This window comes from Anaerococcus sp. Marseille-P3915, from assembly GCF_900258475.1.
Classification (GTDB): domain Bacteria; phylum Bacillota; class Clostridia; order Tissierellales; family Peptoniphilaceae; genus Anaerococcus; species Anaerococcus kampingae.
In genome coordinates this window covers 143,662-162,014 of sequence record NZ_LT984888.1, presented here as the reverse complement: position 1 = coordinate 162,014, position 18,353 = coordinate 143,662, and the positions used below count along the sequence as shown (strand labels likewise).

The window sequence follows — 18,353 nt, the reverse complement described above, 5'->3', positions numbered from 1 at the left end:
TACCCCCAAAAAGTTGTAGCTCAATTTCTTACAATACAAATATATTATAGATTGATGGTGGCCCTTTTCTATAGAAAAGGGCGATTTATCAAGATAATATACTGATTTTTTCTTTCGACCTATTTTCTCTATATTCTACTGGACTCATAAAGCCTAATTTCTCTTTTATTCGTTCATTGTTGTAATAGTCCATGTATTTAATTATTGCTCTTTCTAATTCTTTGTAGCTATGAAATGTTTTTTTGTTGTACATTTCTTGCTTTATTATTGAGAAGAAGTTTTCCATTATGGAGTTGTCTAGGCAGTTGCCTTTTCTTGACATTGATTGGATTATGTCTTTATATTTTAACTTTTCTACATATCTTGGTATCTGATACAGCCAGCCTTGGTCTGAATGGTAGATTACTTCTGTTTGATCTTTTGTTATTTCTAATGCTTTATCTAGGGCTTTTTCTACTGCTGCATAGTTTGGGCTTTTACTTATTGAATAACTTATTATTTCTGAGTTGTACATATCTAAGTATGGGTTTAAGTAAAGTTTTTTTATTTGATAGTTGTTTGATTTGTCTTTTTCATAGTATTTGAATTCTGTTGTGTCTGTTGTTATTTTTTTGTGTGGTTTTTCTGATTTGAAATTTCTATCTATTATATTGTCTGCTACTTTTCCTACTTCTCCTCTATATGAGTTGTATTTTCCATTTTTCTTGTGATATGTTCTTACTTGTAGGTTATTTTCTTTTATTATTCTATGAACTTTTTTTATGTTTATTTTTATGCTTCTGCTTAGATATCCATGGATTCTTTTACATCCCCAATCTTCATGTTTTTTTCTTATTTCTAGTATTTTTTCTAGTATTTCAGCGTCTGGATTTTCTTCTTTTTCTTTTCTTTGCCAGTACATGTAGGTTGATTGGCTTATTTTTACTACTTTTAGTATGTCTTTTAATTGATAGTTCTCACGGAGGCTGGTTATTACTTTGCAGATTGCTCTGGTTTGTTTGTATTGTTTATCGCATCTGTCAAGTCTTCTTCTAATACCAACCTCCTGAGTTCTTTTAAATAGTCATTTTCTATTCTTAGGTGGAGGTTTTCTTCTAGGATTTCTTGGATTTCTTTTTCGGTGTAGTCTTTCTTTTTATTTTTCTTCTTCATGTCTAAGTATTCTTCCTTTAAATCTATTGTTAGATTGATTTTAGGGAAGTTTTTTTCTTTTTGAAAGTTTTTTACCCAAGAACTTACTGTTTTCGGATCTCTTATTCCAAATTTATCAGATATTTCCCTAAAATTTAAATCTCCTGTTAAGGCACATTTTATCACACTTTGCTTTATTTCTAAAGGATATTCGTTGATTTTAGGATTTTCTAGACTAGTTTCACCAAATATTTTGCTTTTTCTTACCCATTCTCTTATGCTTTTGGGACTTTTTATTTTATATTTTCTTGCTAATTTATTTAAACTTATTTCGCCTTCTTCGTATTCTTTTATTACTTTTTTCTTTAATTCTAAACTATATTTTTTCATTGCAGCCTCTTTTCTAGCTACAACTTTTGGGGAGTCCTACATGTTCCCTCACCGCTCTCCCCCTTACACCCCCTCTTCGCTACACCCTCCAAGCGGCTCTTGCAGAGGGCAAACTGAAGATTGCCCATGGCAATCTTATTTGTTAGACATGACTGCTATTCATTCTGGTTCAAAATCTATTATTTCAAATCTCGTCAGCTAAAAATTTAGATTCACTTCACTTCGTTTCGTTCAACAAAATTTTCTTAACGCTGACTTGCTTTGAAATAATTAACGATTTTAATTAAGTATATCTTAAAGCTCTATTCTCTAAACCCACTAATCGCAAAGTTTGCGAGAGCAAACGAGCCTTGAACCTGCTTTTTCGTTAATATTCTCTCAGAATACAGAACAAATCTCCCGAGGTCGGGAGATTTTGTAAATGGAGATGCCGTTAAGAAAATCTCCTGACGCACGAGTAAAGATTAAAATTCTGTAACTACTGAGATGAAGAATGTATACAAAACATAAATTTGGGCTAGATTGAGATTTTTAGGCATCGGAATGTCAAAATCAGTAATAATAAAGATTTCTAAAACAAGGAGTTCCGTCTACAGAGAGAGGCTTGCCGAAGGCAAGCTTCTAATCATGCTCCCCGCTTTAGGGGCCGCCTGGGGGTGTAACGGGGAGGGGGGTGCGAGGGGGAGCCCGATAAGGGACCATGCGGAAGGTCCCTTGGGGCTCCCCCTTGAGACGAAGATTCAATTGTAAATAATAATCATTTAATAAAAGATAAATTTACGAAGAAAAATAATAAATAACAATAATTCATTAAAAAATTAAGTAATAAAAAAAGGGGATATTTAGGGGGAAGCCCCCTAAATCCGATATTATTTGTCCAACTTCCTAAATAATAAGGTCCCAACTAGAAGTGAAAATAATGACAAGACTATCACATATAGGTAGCCGTGTTCCCAGTTTAGTTCTGGCATGTTTTCAAAGTTCATCCCGTACCATCCTGTAAGTATTGTTATTGGAGTAAATATTGTTGTTACTACTGTTAGGACTTTCATGGTGTTGTTCATGGTTAGGTCCATTTTTGAAGCGTAGGAGTCCTTTACATTTGTTATATAATCTGAAAGATAGGATATGTTTGATGAGTACCTGTCTACCCTAAAGGATACGCTCTTTAGGTGTTTGATGTCATCGTCATCAAAAATGTCGTTTTCATTTTCTACTAGGACTTCTATGGTATCCAGAAGTCTTTCGTAAGATGTGTAGAGATTTAGGGCCTTGTGCCTATTATCTGAAATCATCTCTATAGAATTTTTTGGCTTTTTGTTCTTGTTTATCCCATCTTCTATGGAGGCTGTTGAGTTTTTGATTTGGTCAAAGATTGAGTTGTGATTTTCTATTATGGCTGTTATGAAATGTTTTAAGATTCTTCCTGGAGACCTGGCTGAAAATTTCTTGGTCAAGATTTTCTTAAAGGCTCTGGCTGAAGACTTATCCCTATCGTAGAGGTCTACAATTATTAGCCTGTTATTTTCTATATAAAAACCTATAAGGTCAGATGCATCTAAATTACCCCTGATATCAAGCATCTCTAGGATGGCGAAGGTGTACTTATCTTCTACTGCCATGTAGGATTTCTTGGATGAATCTGTCAAAAGCAAGTCAATTATTGCTGTATCTATGTCATAAGTCTTGGCAAAATCTATAAAGGAATCCTTGCCCAGATACATAAGGTAAAAATCTTCATCTTCTATTACATCATAAAAACTATCTATGTCGGTTTTTTCAAAACCATTGTCGGTATCAAATTTATAAATATAATCCATTTTCTCTCCTTAATCTCTATGACTATATGGATTTGTCCTTGGCCTGTCAAAGTTTTGCCCACTAAAAAAGCAAGCCTAGGCTCGCTTTATCTTTTTCATTAGAAACATGAGGACCATTATAGCTATTATCCCAAAGGCAAGGGAAATAGTCGCACTTTTGCTAAAGCCAGCTATTATATAGGATATAAAGGCTATGGCTGCTACTGTTAATCCATAAGGAAGTTGGGTTTTGACATGGTCGATGTGGTTAGCTCCTGCACCTGCTGATGACATGATTGTTGTATCTGATATTGGAGAGATGTGATCTCCGCATACTGCCCCAGATAGGCAGGCTGATATGCCTATAAAAAATAGGGGATTTGTTGGGTCAAACATAGATGCGACTATTGGTATAAGGATACCAAAGGTCCCCCAACTTGTGCCTGTCGCAAAGGCAAGGGCTATGGCTACCACAAAGATAACCGCAGGTAGGAAATTATTTAAACTTCCTGCCACATTTGTCATGACATTTCCAACAAAGGCTGCAGAGCCTAGAAGGTCATTAGAAATATTTTTAAGGCTTGTGGCAAGGCTTAAAATAAGGATGGCTGATGTCATAGATGAAAAGCCCTCTGGAAGGAGTTCCATAGATCTTTCAAAGCTAATCCTGCCACTCAAATTTAAAAATATCATAGAAATTATTAGGGCAATGACTGATCCTGTTGCTAGGGCTACCTGGGAATCGGTGTTGGCAAAGGCATTTACAAAGTCCATGTAATAAGGGCTTGCCTTATCAAAAAATCCACCCACATAGATTAGGCTGCTGATGCAGGATATGATCAGGATTATAATTGGGAAGACCAAGTCTCTAACTCTACCTTCTATCCCATCATCACTAGTTTCTATTTGTTTTTTGCTATTTATCCCAAGCTCTCCGCTTTCTTTTGCCCTTTGTTCAAATTCTTTCATTGGGCCATAGTCATTTTCTGTAAGAATTATGGTCGCTACGAAAACTAGGGTTAAAAGCGAATAGAAATTGAAGGGAATGGCCCTTATAAACATCTCTATGCCAGAAAGGCCTGTCCCCTCTGCATAGCCTGATACAGCCGCTGCCCAGGATGAAATAGGTGCTATCATGCAGATGGGAGCTGCTGTTGCATCTATTATATAGGCTAGCTTTGCCCTTGAAATCTTGTAGGAATCTGTAATTGGCTTCATGACTGAGCCTGTGGTTAGGCAATTAAAATAATCGTCTATAAAGAGCATGGCTGATAGGAAATAGGTCGAGATTTGGGCTTGTTTCCTAGATTTAATCTTGGAATGGGCCCACTTGCCAAAGGCTTTCGATCCTCCTGATTCATTTATAAGACTTACCATAACTCCCAAGGAAATAAGGAAAATAAAGATTCCCCCATTATCCTGTATGGCATTTATGAAACCTTCTACTATTACATTGTCTAAAAAACTTCCAATCGAGCCGCCACTTGCAAGAATTGCCCCGATTACAAGGCCTATAAATAAGGAAGAATAAACTTCCTTGGTGATTAGGGCCATAAGGATTGCCACTATAGGCGGCATTAGGGCCCAGGGGCTTGCGAAAGTTTCTGGATGGGTATTTGCTATATATATTGATAATATCCCAACTAAGCTTAGGAATACTATTGATAATTTGTTCTTTTTCATTTCTTTCCTCTCATAAATTTAAGGTCACGACTTATATTATACTGACTAAAAATTTATTATAAAGGAATTTGCTAAAAATCATTTAAATTTTAAACAAATTTAAAACTCCCCAGACCGGGGAGTTTCTTATCTTTATTCTGAAATTATATCTTTTACCTTCATCAAACGAGAGATGGTTGCTCTTTCGTTTTCTTCTAGTTTTGATCTGATATATTTGATTGTTTCTTCTAAGTCTGGGATTGTCCTATATTCTAGGGCGTTTACCCTTCTTCTGGTTGATTCTATTTCATCAGCCATTAGCTGGGTTGTCTTCTCTAGCTCGGCTAGGCTTAGAAGTCTATCTGTGACATGGTTTAGCTTTAGTAGGGCCTCATCTAGACCTGCACTTGTTGTAGCATAACCATATGGCAAATCGCTTGCGTTTTCGTTTTTTTCTACTTTAAACTCCATCTTAGGAATCCTAACACTCATGACATTGGCTGTTTTTATGTCAATGCCTACCTTTTGTGTTGGAAAGCTTACTGCTTCTTCGAGGACTTCTGGGCTCATGAAGGCTGAGGCCATAAGGAAGGAGGCGAAGGAATCTGATAATTCTTTTTCGACTTCTTCTCTTAGGGTCTTGTTTTTCCTGATTAATTCTAGGAATTGTCTCATTAGCTCATCTTGCTTATCTTTTAATAGCTTGTAGCCTCTTTTGGCAGTGGCAAGCCTATCCTTAAGGGTGTTTAGGTTCATCCTTGTTGGAGTTACTTTTAGTCTTGCCATTTTATGCTCCTAATCCATGTATTTTTCAATAAGGGCATCATCAATTCTCTTAAGTTCTGATTTTGGTATTATTTTTAAGAGTTCCCAACCCAAGTTTAGGGTTTCTTCTATGGTCCTATTTGTGTAATAACCTTGATTAATGTATTTTTCCTCAAAGGCCTTGGCAAATTCTGCAAAGGCAAGGTCTGCATCTGATAGGGCTGAATCACCTAGGATTTTTTGAAGCTCACGAGCATCTACACCTGAGGCGTAGGCTGCATAGATTTGGTTCATTGTATCTGCGTGGTCTTCTCTTGTTTTGCCCTTGCCTATACCCTTATCTTTAAGTCTTGATAGGGATGGTAGGATTGATACTGGTGGTTGGGCTCCTTGGTTATATAGGCTCCTATCTAGGATTATCTGTCCTTCTGTGATGTAGCCTGTTAGGTCTGGGATTGGGTGGGTTATATCATCTTCTGGCATGGATAGGATTGGAATTTGGGTAATTGTTCCTGGTTTTCCACGAAGTTTTCCAGCTCTCTCATAGATTGTTGAAAGGTCTGTATAAAGATAACCTGGGTAACCACGACGACCTGGTACTTCTTTTCTAGCTGCTGATACTTCACGAAGGGCTTCTGCGTAGTTTGTCATGTCTGTCATGATTACTAGTACTTGCATATCCTTTTCGAAAGCTAGGTATTCAGCACAGGTTAGGGCCATTTTTGGTGTTGATAGACGCTCTATGGCTGGGTCATCTGCTAGGTTCATAAAGAGTACTGAACGGTCGATTGCCCCTGTCTTTTTGAAGTCATCCATGAAAAATTGTGCTTCTTCAAAGGTGATACCTATGGCTGCAAAGACTACGGCAAAGCCTTCGTCATCTCCGAGTACCCTTGCTTGTCTGGCAATTTGAGCTGCTACTTGATTGTGTGGCAGACCGTTTCCAGAAAATATTGGTAGCTTTTGGCCACGAACTAGGGTGTTTAGTCCATCGATTGTTGATATACCTGTTTGGATAAATTCTGATGGGTAGTCCCTTGATACAGGGTTGATGGCTGTACCATTTACATCTCTTTTTTCTTCAGGGATGATTTCTGGACCATCATCAATGGCTTCACCTAGACCATTGAAGGCACGACCAATCATGTCCTCGCTTACTGCAAGCTCTAGTGGCCTACCCAAAAATCTTACTGAGGTTGATTTTAGGTTGATACCTGTTGATCCTTCAAATAGCTGAACCATGGCACGGTCTTTTTCTATTTCTATTACCCTACCTCTGCGGTGCTCGCCATTTTGTAGCTTGATATCAACAAGCTCTTCGTTATCGACTCCCTCTACTCCTTCTACGAGCATAAGAGGGCCAACTACTTCTGTTACGGTTTTATATTCCTTAAGCATCTTTTGCCTCCCTCTTAATTAGTTCGCCGATTTGTTTGTCTATTTCTTCTTTTATTTGGTCAAATCTAGCCTTGTCATCTTCACTTACTAGTTTTAGTCTGGTGATTGCTTCTACTACTTCTAGATTTTCTATATCTTTTAACTCTACTCCTGCTCCTAGTGCCTCTAGGGACTTATCATAGTTATAGAGGATTGTGCCAAGCATCTTATCCTGTTTATCTAGTGAACAGTAGGTATCTATATCGTGGAAGGCATTTTGTTGTAAGTAGTCTTCTCTGATAGATTTGGTTACATTTAGTTTAAGCTTATCATCATCTGATAGGGCATCACGACCTACAAGTCTTACTACCTCTAAAAGGCCTGATTCTTGTTGGAGTAGGCTCATAGCACGTTTTCTATGAGTTGAGAAATCTTGGTCAACTGCCTTGTCTATAAACTTATCCATCTTGTCTTGGTAGAGTGAATATGAGTTTAACCAGTTGATAGCTGGGAAGTGTCTTTGGTAGGATAGGTCATAATCAAGTCCCCAGAATACCTTTACTATACGTAGGGTAGCTTGGGTTACTGGTTCTGATAAGTCTCCACCTGGAGGAGAGACGGCTCCTATTACTGAAAGTGTACCGATATCATCTCTATTTCCTAAAACCTCTACCTTACCAGCTCTTTCGTAAAATTCTGCAACCCTACTTGCTAGATAAGCTGGATAACCTTCATCACCAGGCATCTCTTCTAGACGACCACTCATCTCACGAAGGGCCTCTGCCCAACGGCTTGTAGAATCTGCCATCATAGCTACGTTATAGCCCATATCTCTGAAGTATTCAGCAAGGGTTATACCTGTATAAATTGATGCCTCTCTGGCTGCTACTGGCATGTTTGATGTATTTGCTATAAGAACTGTACGTTTCATGATTGATTCGCCAGTTTTCGGATCAATTAGCTCTGGGAATTCGTTAAGTACGTCTGTCATCTCGTTTCCACGTTCACCACAACCTACATAGATTACTATGTCAGCATCAGCATATTTTGCTATCTGGTGTTGGACTACAGTCTTACCTGAACCAAATGGTCCTGGGATTGCAGCTGTACCGCCCTTGGCTACTGGGAAGAAGGTATCTATTACCCTTTGGCCTGTGATAAGTGGCTCATTTGGGTCTATCTTTCTTTTGATAGGACGAGCCTTTCTTACTGGCCAATATTGGATCATATTTAGCTCTTTATCCCCATCTTCTGTTCCTACAACAGCAATGGTGTCAGCTACCTTAAATTCTCCAGATTTAATCTCTTTTAATCTTCCTTTTATTCCGTTTGGAACCATAATCTTGTGGGTGATAACTGTTGTTTCTTCTACTTCTCCTAGTATATCACCTGGAACAACTTCTGCGCCCTTTTCTAAAAGAGCCTTAAACTCCCAAACTTTGTCCCTATCTAGTCCTGGGGAAGTTACCCCTCTTGTTAGGAAATTTCCTGCAAGCTCTTCAAGTTTTTCTAGTGGTCTTTGGATACCATCATACATTCTTTCAAGCATGCCTGGTCCAAGCTCTACTGATAGAGGCCTACCTGTTGACCTAACTTCATCGCCAGGTCCTATACCGGTTGTCTCTTCATAAACTTGAATACTTGCTACATCTCCCCTCATCTCAATTATTTCGCCGATGAGCTTATCTTTTGATACCTCTACCACGTCATAGATATTAGCATCAGATAGGCCTGATGCCTCTATTAGTGGTCCAGATACTTTAGTAATTTTACCTATATTCAAATTAAGCTCCTTTAATTTAGAATGTTTGCTCCGACTGCCTTCTCAACTGAACGGTTGATATCGGCAAGGCCTAGACCTAAAGATCCCTTATTAGATGGGATTAGGATAATGGCTGGCCTTAGAGCTTCTCTGTATTTATCTATTGTTTCTTGTATGTCCTTGGCAAAGGCTTCTGTTATGAAGATTACTCCATAATTATCCCCTGCTAATTTTTTTACAAGTTTACTTGCATCGTCTTTGTCTATGGCTGTAAAAACCTCGATACCTATGGCCTTAAAGGCTAGTATCGAATCCTTATCGCCTATTACTGCTATTTTATACATAAGCTTCTCTCAATCTATCTTTTGTGAATTCTTTTGAAAGGCCATTTAGCTTAGATATAAAGATTATCCTTAGGTTTTTGATTTCTTGCTCCTTGCTGATTAGATATGCAAGTAGAACTTCTGGGCCATAGGTTACAGCCTTGCTGGCCTTTGCAAAGTCCATAAAGTGATCATCTATTGCCTTTTCTAGATTTAGGAGATTTTCAACCTCTCCCTTATCATTGTCAAGGGCCCTAGCTAGATATGGATAAATCTTATCATTGGACATTTTTATCAAAAGTCCTGTCATATCAAGCTTATACATTTCAAGAAACCTGTCCTTGTCTATAAAGCCGCCATCTATTAGGCAATCACCTAGTTGGTCTAAATCTCTTACCCTTAGTAGGGTTTTGACATTTATAAGGTCAATGGCTTCTTTTGTGTAGTTTATAAGTGAATCCATGCCAGTGGCATTTGCTATATCAAGCTCTCTTTCATAATAAGACTTATCTAGGGATATGTCTATCATGGCTGGGTCTTTCCTATCCTCATAAGCATCTATGGCTCTTTTTAGATAGGTAAGATAGATGTTTTCTTCATCATCTTCAAAGATATCTTTTTCGTCTGTCTTTAAAATTTGTCTTTTAAGATAGTCTACATCTATATTGCCCATTGGGGAATACTTATAATCTTCATCTTGGATAATTTCCTTGGCAAGGACTTTTAAATTGTGGAAGTTGTACTTTTCTCTTAGATATTCTGTCAGATTTTTATCTGGGGTTATATCTTCGATTTTGTCATACACCCTTACCAGTTCCTTGCTTAGGATTTCTTCATATTCTTCTGGCCTTCTTAATTCTTGGATATATCTACCATAGGATGAATCTGATAGGGCATTCATTATCTCGCTTAGGGAGTCTAATTCATTTAGCCTATAAAAATCCTTTACTAGATCATCTTCATATATTCTAGTTGATATAGAAGCTCCTATGAAGTCATCTCTTTTCATAATTACCTTTCTTCAAAAATACCAGATATTATTTTCTTAATTTCATCCTTGTTATAGTCGATTATTGATGAAAAGCTATTGTCATAGATAACATCCCCATCTTTTATTATGAAACCATCATCGACTGTTTCATATGAAACATTTAGTCCTTTTAGGTCTTCTGAGTCAAAGAAGGTTCCATCCCTTAAGATGATATCTGCCTTCTTGCCTGGGAAGTCCTTAAGTCTATTTAGGACAAACTTCTTGTAAGAATGATTATCTAGGCCTTTAAGCTCTTCTATGAGCCTTTCGATTATAGAATTTATGAGCTCGTTTTTGGCTGTAATTTTTATATCACGGGCATTTCTTGATGCTGAAAGCTCTTCATTGGCCAAAATTTGCTTAGCTTCTTTTTTGGCTGCACCTATAATCTTGTCTACCTCAACTTTTACTTCTGCTTCAGATTTTTCCCTAATTTCCTTAGCTTCGCCTTCAGCAGCCTTTAATATCTGATTTTTTTCCTCTTCGCCTTTTTTCCTTATTGATTCTAATATTAAATCAAGATTAGTCATAATCTTACCCTAATATTAGGCTCTTAGTACTAGTAGTAGAGAGATAACAAATCCTAGGATAGCGTAAAGCTCAACCATTACTGAATAAATCATACCTTTTGTAAATTCAGGTTCGTTTTTAGCTAGGATATTGATACCAGCTATAGCTACCTTAGCTTGTTTTACAGCTGAGAAGTATCCAACTATTGCTACTGGTAGAGCTGCCATTAGTAGGTATAGGCCCTTTGCTGCATCAATGTTTGCATCAAGTCTTAGCATGATAAAGAATGCTATAGCAAAGCCGTAAAGACCTTGTGTACCTGGTAGAAGTTGGAGGATTAGTACCTTACCAAACTTTTCTGGTTGTTCTACTGTAAGAGCTGCTGCAGCCTCACCTGCCATGCCTGTTCCCTTTGCTGAACCCATACCTGAAACAAGGGTTGCTATTGCCATTGCTAGGGCTCCAAAAATTAGTCCACCATTTTGAATTAAAAATTCTGTCATTTTCTTTCTCCTCTATTAATTAATATTTTTTTAGTATCTTCTAACATTTCTTTAAATTTAACGCCGCCGCCTTCATAAAACTTACCAAACATCTCTACATAGATAAGTCTTAGTGAGTGAACGTAGGCTGACAAGTAGGATAGGAACATATTAAATAGTTGGAATAGTACAAAGACTAAGATTCCACCTATGATTCCGCCAATACCTGCCCCAAATAACATTTTAACAATTACATTTACCGCATAGGCTACAAAGCCGCCTGATAGGACAAGGGCCATTAGTCTAAGGAAAGAAACTATATCTCCTACCCAAGAGCTTATGCCGTAAAGTTCATAGACACCTGATCCAATCCTGCCGCCGATTGATTTAGCATCACGTCCTGCAAATAGGACTATACCAATCATACCGACTCCCATTACATATAAACCAATCTTGTTTTTAGTTAAAGCGTAGGCAATTGGCCCTGCTAGAGCCATATACCAAAATACTACATCATAAATAGCATCAAGGACTTTGCCATCCCTAATATACATATAGGCTTTCATGCCTAGGGCTGTAAATAGGGCAATACCACCTATCACAAGACTCATGACTATTAGGGTATTGATATCAGTTTGGGTATCAATCCAGCCAAATGGCACATCGATAATTCCGCCAAAGACTGATCCAAATAATACTCCAAAACAGCAAGCTGATAGGGAAATGCCTAAAAATAGCTTAATCATCTTCTCTGTTGATTTTGGCAAGTCTTTTTTCTTGAGGATTACAAGGGTTGCAATCACACCAAGAGCTCCATAACCTAAGTCTCCAATCATGAAGCCTGTAAATATAGTATAGAAAATGGCCACAAGTAAGGATGGGTCAAATTCGTTATATTTAGGTAGGGCATAGGTTTCAACAACAGATTCGTAAGGTTCAACTATTGCGTTGTTTTCAAGGATAATAGGTACATCTGGATCATCCTTGTCAGCATCTTTTATATCTAGGATATATTCTTTGTCTAAGGATTTTTCTATGTCGGCTTTAAACCTGTCAGTCATAGACTCAGGTATGTATCCTTCAATGACATCCATTTGAGAAGTCTTAAGGAAGTTTTCTGTAGCTTCTTCCTTGTTCTTTTCATTGACAAGATATGATTGATACAAATAGAAATCTTCTAGATATTTATCAAACTCTCCTATTTCAGCCTCAATTTTCTTAATTTCTGTCTTAAGATTAGCTTCTTCTTTCTTAAGGGCACTTAGGCTCTTGCTTACAGAAGCATCTGCCTTAATACTTATTCTTGAAAATCCGTACTCTCTTAAAAGTTCTTTAAATCTTTCTTCCTCATCAAGAGAAGCGATAGCAACAATAAAGCTAGTCTTATCCACTTCCGAATACCTATAGATTAGGGATTTGCTAAAGTTTTTATCGACTAGGCTCTTCTTTAGGCCATCGTAAAACTGGCTAGAAATAGTACCTGTCTCTACATAGACTCTCTTAGAATCGTACAGACTTCTAATATCGACATCTATATCCTTCCATGGATTAAGGTCTCCTATTTTTTGCTCTATGGCTTGGTTTTTATCAACCAGTCCTTCTCTTTCTTTAACTAATTTTATAAGCTTATCGTAAATGAGATTAAAATCAAAATTCTCAGAGTCCTTATAGACCTCATCAATATCTAGCCTTTTAAAGTCTTTACTCTCTTCTGTAGATGAATATTTTAAGCTAGTCTCAATAGCAAAAGCTAATTTATCAAGCTCTTCATCCAAGGCTTGGATTTTAGTAGAATTTGTAAGCTCTTTTAGATAAGTTTCGTCTTCTTTTACTTTTAAATCGTTAAAATGCACATAGTTAAAATTTTGAAGAATATCAAGTAATAAGCTCCTTTTTTCCTCAAAGGCAAGTAAGCTAAACTTATTCATCTTAACTATTGCCATTATTTACTATCCTTTCTACAAGAGTATTGATAGTCGCTTCAACCTTGGCCTTATCTACATCCAAGATTTTTTTTGACTCATCTCTTGCTTTTGCTATCACTGGTTCTCTCTTTTTTTCTGCCTCTTTTTTAGCATCAGCTAGGATCTCTTCGGCCTTTTTCTTAGCCTTGGCGATCTCATCTTTATAGGCAAGATTTGCTTGATTTTTCGCCTCTTCAATGAGCTCCCTAGCCTGATCTTTGGCAGCGTCAAGCTCTTTTGCCGCAGTTTCTTCTGCAAGCTTAACTTGACTTAGAATATCATCAGTCATATTTCACCCCCTGTTTATACTTAAATTATATCATATTTTTACCCAAAACGGGTATAATCTAGACAAAATAATTGCTATATTACAAATAAAAAGGAAATTTTATGAAAAAAACTCTAATAACACTTATTTTTGCCTTACTTTTAGTAGGCTGTAAAAGCAAAGATAGGCCAAACTTAGAAGCCTATTCGCTTTCAAAAATACAAGCTTATTCTTATGACCAATCTCTCTACACAAAAGTAAAGCTAATAGATTATCCATCAAATATTAAAGGTCTAGACTCCTATGACAAAAAAGATTTAGCCAATCTTGATTATAACAAAGAAGTAAAGCTAGCCGACTTATTTTTTAGGATACCGGAAAAGGGCCAAATCTTCAAAAACGATAATATATATTATATAGACTTTCCAACAAGTCTTGCCTATGATCTAGTCATATCTTTTGAAGATTTAAGCGATTTTTACGATTATGACCTAATAGACTTATCTAGCAAAATAATAAAAGAAAAAAATCTAAGCCAAAAAATAAGATCTATGCCTATAAAAAATAGCATGGCAAACCTTGATAGCGCATATTTTATAAGCAAAAATGGCAATAAAACATCAACCCACTTTTTTATAAAAGGAGACAGGGGCCTAATCTATTTTGTGATAAGTGAAGATACAAGTAAGTCAAATGCATCAGCAGCTATCATGGCAGATATCCTAATGACAGCCTACAATGCTCCAGATGATCCCTTAGAAATAAATAAATCATTCAAAGACCACAAGGATGCCCTATCAGTCTTTGCCACAAAAGATATCCTAGTAGGAAAACAAAAAATAAAAATCCCAGAAAATTTCTACCTCCACCAAGACGATGATAAGCTAAAATCCTTCATAGCCAAGGATAAAAACGAAGTAATAGCAGAAATAATAATAAAAGAAGATAAAATTACAGGTGATATCTACCAAGCTTATAGTCAAAATTCTGGCCAAATACTCTACCCAGCCCAAATCGTAAATATGGGAAAAATAAATAAATACAAAAATATCCTAGAAGGAGATGTAAGAATATACCTACAAAATGACACCCTAACAGGCAAAAAATACCTAATAAAAACGAATGACTCCTATATAAGCCTAATAGTAGCAGGCCCACTTGCCAACGAATCCCTAGTCAAATCCATGGCTGAGTCAATTAAACAGTCAATTAAATAAAACAAAAAGAGAAAGAGCTAAAAATGACCTGAACCCGTAAACACGGAATAATTTAATAATATTTTAAGCGGAATGTAATCTGTACATAACAGGTGACATTCCGTTTAATTTTGTTTTAATCCTATCCTCATTGTACCATTTTATATATTTTTCAATCTCATTTCTTAAATGATCATAACTTTTAAAATCTTCTCCATAATACATTTCCTGTTTCAATATTCCAAAGAAGTTCTCCATTGGAGAATTGTCTAGACAATTCCCTTTTCTTGACATACTTTGCCTTATATTCATCTTTTCTAGTTTTTTAGTCCAAGTACTATGTTGGTAATGAAATCCTTGGTCTGAGTGTATAATTAAATCTTTAATGTCTTTATTTTCTTCTAATGCTTTTTCTAGCATTGTATTAGTTGATTCTATTGTTGGGTGATTACTTAGTGTATAGCTGATTATTTCACTGTTGTATAGGTCTAATATTGGTGATAAGTATAGTTTCTTTTCTTGTCCTTTAATTCTAAATTCTGTTACATCTGTTAGCCATAATTGATTTGGTTTAGTAGCTTTAAACTGTCTTTTTACAACATTATCTGCTACTTTACCTATTTGTCCCTTGTATGATGAGTATTTTCTTGATCTAGTTTTAAATTTAGAGCATAGCAAGGATTCTTCTCTCATTATTCTTAAGACTTTTTTATGATTNTATTTTATATTTTCTTGCTAATTTATTTAAACTTATTTCGCCTTCTTCGTATTCTTTTATTACTTTTTTCTTTAATTCTAAACTATATTTTTTCATTGCAGCCTCTTTTCTAGCTACAACTTTTGGGGAGTCCTACAGGGCATCTGCCGCCCCCTTGGGTTCCCCCTAGGTACGAAGATTCAATAGTAAATAAATATAATTTATTAAGTGATAAAGTAACGAAGAATTAAAGTAAATAATAATATTATCTTGGATAATAAAAAAAATAATTTATATTGCATAAAAAAAGAGAGGGCTTTTGGGAGCCCTCCCATAAAAAAACATATCCCAAATAGGGTCTTAGGGGATAATCCCCTAAAATATATTTATCTTGGATAAATCCTATGCGGAGCAAGTATCACATTCTTCCACTTCCAAACTCTTACCTCTTACATAGTATATGCTTTTTACTCCACTTTCCCAAGCTGTAAGGTAGATATTTAGGATTTGTCTCATGGTGTATTCTGTTGTTATATAGATATTGACAGATTGGGCTTGGTCCATGTGTCTTTGTCTTACACCTGCCATTCTCATGGAGATATTTTGGTCTATATCGTGGGCATTTTCATAGAGCCAGAAGGTCTTTGTTGTTAGGCCTGGAGCTACTCTTGGTACTATGGCTCCCTTTTTTTCTTCTAGGAAGTAGCGGCTCATTATTGGGTCTACTCCGGCTGATGTGCCTGAGATTATTGATGTTGATCCTGTTGGGGCTACTGCCATTAGGTAGCCATTTCTTAGGCCATTTTCCCTTACTTCTTTGGCTAATTTTATCCATCTTTCGCTTGTATAATCTCTGTCTGTGAAGTAGTTGCCATTTTGCCAATCGCTGCCTTCAAATACTTCGTATGACCCCTTTTCTTTAGCAATTTCTACACTTTCTTTGATGGCATAATAATTTATATCTTCATAGACCCTGTCTGCTAGGGCTGCGTGTTTTTCTTCATCTGACCAGCTTATGTCGTTTTTAACGAGCATATGGTGATATCCGCTTGTGCCTAGGCCTATGGCCCTGTATTTTTTGTTTGTAACTTGGGCATATGGGGTTGGGTAGTAGTTTAGGTCTATTACATTGTCTAGGGCCCTTACTACTGTTCTTACTGTTTCTTCAAGCTCTTGGTCATTGTTTACATCAAGTTTTCCTAGGGTTAGGCTTGCTAGGTTACATTCTACAAAGTCGCCTGGCCTTGTCTTATTTACTATGACTTTTTCCCCATTTTCTGTGACTATCTCCTGGGAGATGGTTTCTGATGGGCTCATGTTTTGGGCAATCTCTGTACAGAGGTTTGATGAATAAATCATGCCTGCGTGCTTGTTTGGGTTGGCCTTATTTACTAGGTCTCTATTGAAAATAAATGGAGTGCCTGTTTCTGACCAAGATTTGATTAGCAATCTTACCATATCTTTGATTGGCATGATTCTTCTTGATATGTCCTTGTCAGCTACTAGCTTATGGTAGAATTCTTCAAATTCTTCGCCGTAGGTGTCTTCTATGGCCTTGCCATATTTTTTCTCCACTTCGTGTGGGTCAAACATATGCCAATCGCCTTCCATATTATCCCTTACTTCTCTCCAGAAGAGGTCTGGCACGCAAACTCCTGGGAAGACGTCGTGGGCTTTCATCCTGTCATCGCCGTTGTTTGTTCTGAGTCCTAAAAATTCTGGCATATCCTTGTGCCAAATATCTAGATAAACTGCAACTGCTCCCTGTCTTACTCCAAGTTGGTCTACTGCTACTGCTGTGTCATTTGCAAGTCTTATCCAGCGGATTACTCCACCCGCTACTCCTTCAAAACCTCTTATGTCTGAGCCTGATGCTCTGACTTTTCCAAAATACATGCCCATGCCGCCACCGTGTTTAGAGACTTCGGCAAAGTTGGTTATAGACCTGTAAATGCCCTTAAGTGTATCTGGAACAGTCTCTATAAAGCATGATGAAAGCTGATTAAATGGCTTTCTAGCATTGGTCATAGTAGGTGTGGCCATGGTTGCCTTTAAGCTTGATAGAATATCGTAGAGTCTTTTGGCAAAGCCAATCTTATCCTTTTCTGGAATGGCTAGGTGCATGGCAATACCCATAAACATTTCCTGGATATTTTCAATGAGGTGGCCATCATGGCTTCTTATTAGATATCTCTTCCTTACTAGGTCTAGGCCTGAGTAGGTAAAGATGTCATCTCTTTTATAATCTAGGTAGGATTCTAATTCATCTATTTGATCAGATGTATAATTTTCAAGCATGTATGACCCATAAAGACCCTTTTCTGTAAGGAATTTAATCTTTGATTTGAAATCATAAAGCTCATATCTTTCTTCATATTCCTTGATTTCTAGGTTCATCTTGTAGGCTAAAAATCTGGCTGCAATTATTTCCCAATCTGGAGCTTCCTTGCTTGTTAGCTCACTTGCAGCCCTTATGATGGCCTCTAGGATTTGTTTTTCATTCATGTCTGGTTTTGTGAATGATTCAAATTTAAAATACAAGCTTTCTATAGGATATCTTTGGCTATCAAATTCTCTTTGGACCTTGGCTATTATTTCCATAAGGTCCTTATCGTCTATATATTCCTTAAAATCGTAGATTACTTTTCTATCCATGTTGTGCTTGGCACGGTAGAGGATAAAAGATTTTACCTCTCTGTAGTAGTTTTCATCAATAAGACCAAGCTCTACCAGATCTTGGACTTCTTCTACTGTAACTGTGTGGTCTTTTGGGAATTTCTTCTTGATGGTATCCCTTATTTTTTTGGCTATGCTGTCTAATTTCTCATCGCTTATGGATGAGTCTACCGAGATAAATGCCTTTGCTATGGCTCTTTTGATTTTTTCTATCTCGAAGTCAACCTTTGATCCGTCTCTTTTAATTATCTTCATTGTATCTCCAAACTAACTACTAGATGTAGTGGTATTTTCTCAAAATCTATATCTATCATACCTTAT

The 18,353-nt window shown here is 36.8% G+C and carries 16 protein-coding genes; 1 reads left to right on the top strand and 15 read right to left on the bottom strand.

The features are described from left to right. Positions 1-88 precede the first annotated feature (88 nt). The 13 genes from C8269_RS08495 to C8269_RS08430 all read right to left on the bottom strand — a co-directional run bounded on the left by C8269_RS08495 (position 89) and on the right by C8269_RS08430 (position 13,484). Entirely contained in the window at positions 89-973 is an 885-nt protein-coding gene (locus C8269_RS08495) for an IS3 family transposase (protein WP_234025864.1), read from the bottom strand. Beyond that, on the bottom strand, positions 973-1,521 hold the full coding sequence (locus tag C8269_RS08490) for a helix-turn-helix domain-containing protein (protein ID WP_106461041.1): 549 nt from the start codon (positions 1,519-1,521) through the stop codon (positions 973-975). The genes C8269_RS08495 and C8269_RS08490 overlap by 1 nt, the downstream gene beginning before the upstream one ends. 869 nt (positions 1,522-2,390) lie before the next feature. Further along, entirely contained in the window at positions 2,391-3,341 is a 951-nt protein-coding gene (locus C8269_RS08480; protein WP_106461289.1) for a magnesium transporter CorA family protein, read from the bottom strand. A gap of 75 nt (positions 3,342-3,416) precedes the next feature. Further along, positions 3,417-5,003, bottom strand: coding sequence for a Na+/H+ antiporter NhaC family protein (locus C8269_RS08475; RefSeq protein WP_106461288.1), 1,587 nt, complete (start codon positions 5,001-5,003; stop codon positions 3,417-3,419). A 132-nt stretch (positions 5,004-5,135) separates the two neighbouring features. Continuing rightward, on the bottom strand, positions 5,136-5,768 hold the full coding sequence (locus C8269_RS08470) for a V-type ATP synthase subunit D (protein ID WP_106461287.1): 633 nt from the start codon (positions 5,766-5,768) through the stop codon (positions 5,136-5,138). A 9-nt stretch (positions 5,769-5,777) separates the two neighbouring features. After that, positions 5,778-7,145, bottom strand: coding sequence for a V-type ATP synthase subunit B (locus C8269_RS08465; RefSeq protein ID WP_106461286.1), 1,368 nt, complete (start codon positions 7,143-7,145; stop codon positions 5,778-5,780). Further along, positions 7,138-8,907 carry a V-type ATP synthase subunit A gene (locus C8269_RS08460; protein WP_106461285.1) on the bottom strand — a complete coding sequence of 590 codons (1,770 nt, stop codon included), beginning with the start codon at positions 8,905-8,907 and terminating at the stop codon, positions 7,138-7,140. The genes C8269_RS08465 and C8269_RS08460 overlap by 8 nt, the downstream gene beginning before the upstream one ends. A gap of 11 nt (positions 8,908-8,918) precedes the next feature. Next, positions 8,919-9,230 carry a V-type ATP synthase subunit F gene (locus C8269_RS08455; protein ID WP_106461284.1) on the bottom strand — a complete coding sequence of 104 codons (312 nt, stop codon included), beginning with the start codon at positions 9,228-9,230 and terminating at the stop codon, positions 8,919-8,921. Beyond that, positions 9,223-10,218: a V-type ATPase subunit gene (locus tag C8269_RS08450; protein WP_106461283.1), complete on the bottom strand. Its 996-nt coding sequence runs from the start codon at positions 10,216-10,218 to the stop codon at positions 9,223-9,225. The genes C8269_RS08455 and C8269_RS08450 overlap by 8 nt, the downstream gene beginning before the upstream one ends. Positions 10,219-10,220: 2 nt before the next feature. Beyond that, the gene (locus tag C8269_RS08445; RefSeq protein ID WP_106461282.1) at positions 10,221-10,769 is read right to left on the bottom strand and encodes a V-type ATP synthase subunit E; all 549 of its coding nucleotides are present in this window, start codon (positions 10,767-10,769) and stop codon (positions 10,221-10,223) included. A gap of 15 nt (positions 10,770-10,784) precedes the next feature. Then, positions 10,785-11,252 carry a V-type ATP synthase subunit K gene (locus C8269_RS08440; RefSeq protein WP_106461281.1) on the bottom strand — a complete coding sequence of 156 codons (468 nt, stop codon included), beginning with the start codon at positions 11,250-11,252 and terminating at the stop codon, positions 10,785-10,787. Beyond that, positions 11,249-13,174 (bottom strand): V-type ATP synthase subunit I, encoded by a 1,926-nt coding sequence (locus C8269_RS08435; protein WP_106461280.1) that lies wholly within the window; start codon positions 13,172-13,174, stop codon positions 11,249-11,251. Before C8269_RS08435 ends, C8269_RS08440 begins: the two co-directional genes overlap by 4 nt. After that, positions 13,161-13,484: a V-type ATP synthase subunit H gene (locus tag C8269_RS08430; RefSeq protein WP_106461279.1), complete on the bottom strand. Its 324-nt coding sequence runs from the start codon at positions 13,482-13,484 to the stop codon at positions 13,161-13,163. Before C8269_RS08430 ends, C8269_RS08435 begins: the two co-directional genes overlap by 14 nt. 101 nt (positions 13,485-13,585) lie before the next feature. Between C8269_RS08430 and C8269_RS08425 the strand changes: the two genes are divergently transcribed. Further along, a complete protein-coding gene (locus C8269_RS08425) occupies positions 13,586-14,680 on the top strand; it encodes a hypothetical protein (RefSeq protein ID WP_106461278.1) in 1,095 nt (364 codons plus the stop codon). Between the two features lie 63 nt (positions 14,681-14,743). Here C8269_RS08425 and C8269_RS08420 read toward each other — a convergent pair whose 3' ends face one another. Together C8269_RS08420 and C8269_RS08415 are read right to left on the bottom strand one after the other, a co-directional pair. Then, entirely contained in the window at positions 14,744-15,337 is a 594-nt protein-coding gene (locus C8269_RS08420; RefSeq protein WP_234025869.1) for an IS3 family transposase, read from the bottom strand. Between the two features lie 421 nt (positions 15,338-15,758). Beyond that, the gene (locus C8269_RS08415; protein ID WP_106461276.1) at positions 15,759-18,287 is read right to left on the bottom strand and encodes a ribonucleoside-diphosphate reductase subunit alpha; all 2,529 of its coding nucleotides are present in this window, start codon (positions 18,285-18,287) and stop codon (positions 15,759-15,761) included. Positions 18,288-18,353: the final 66 nt, after the last annotated feature.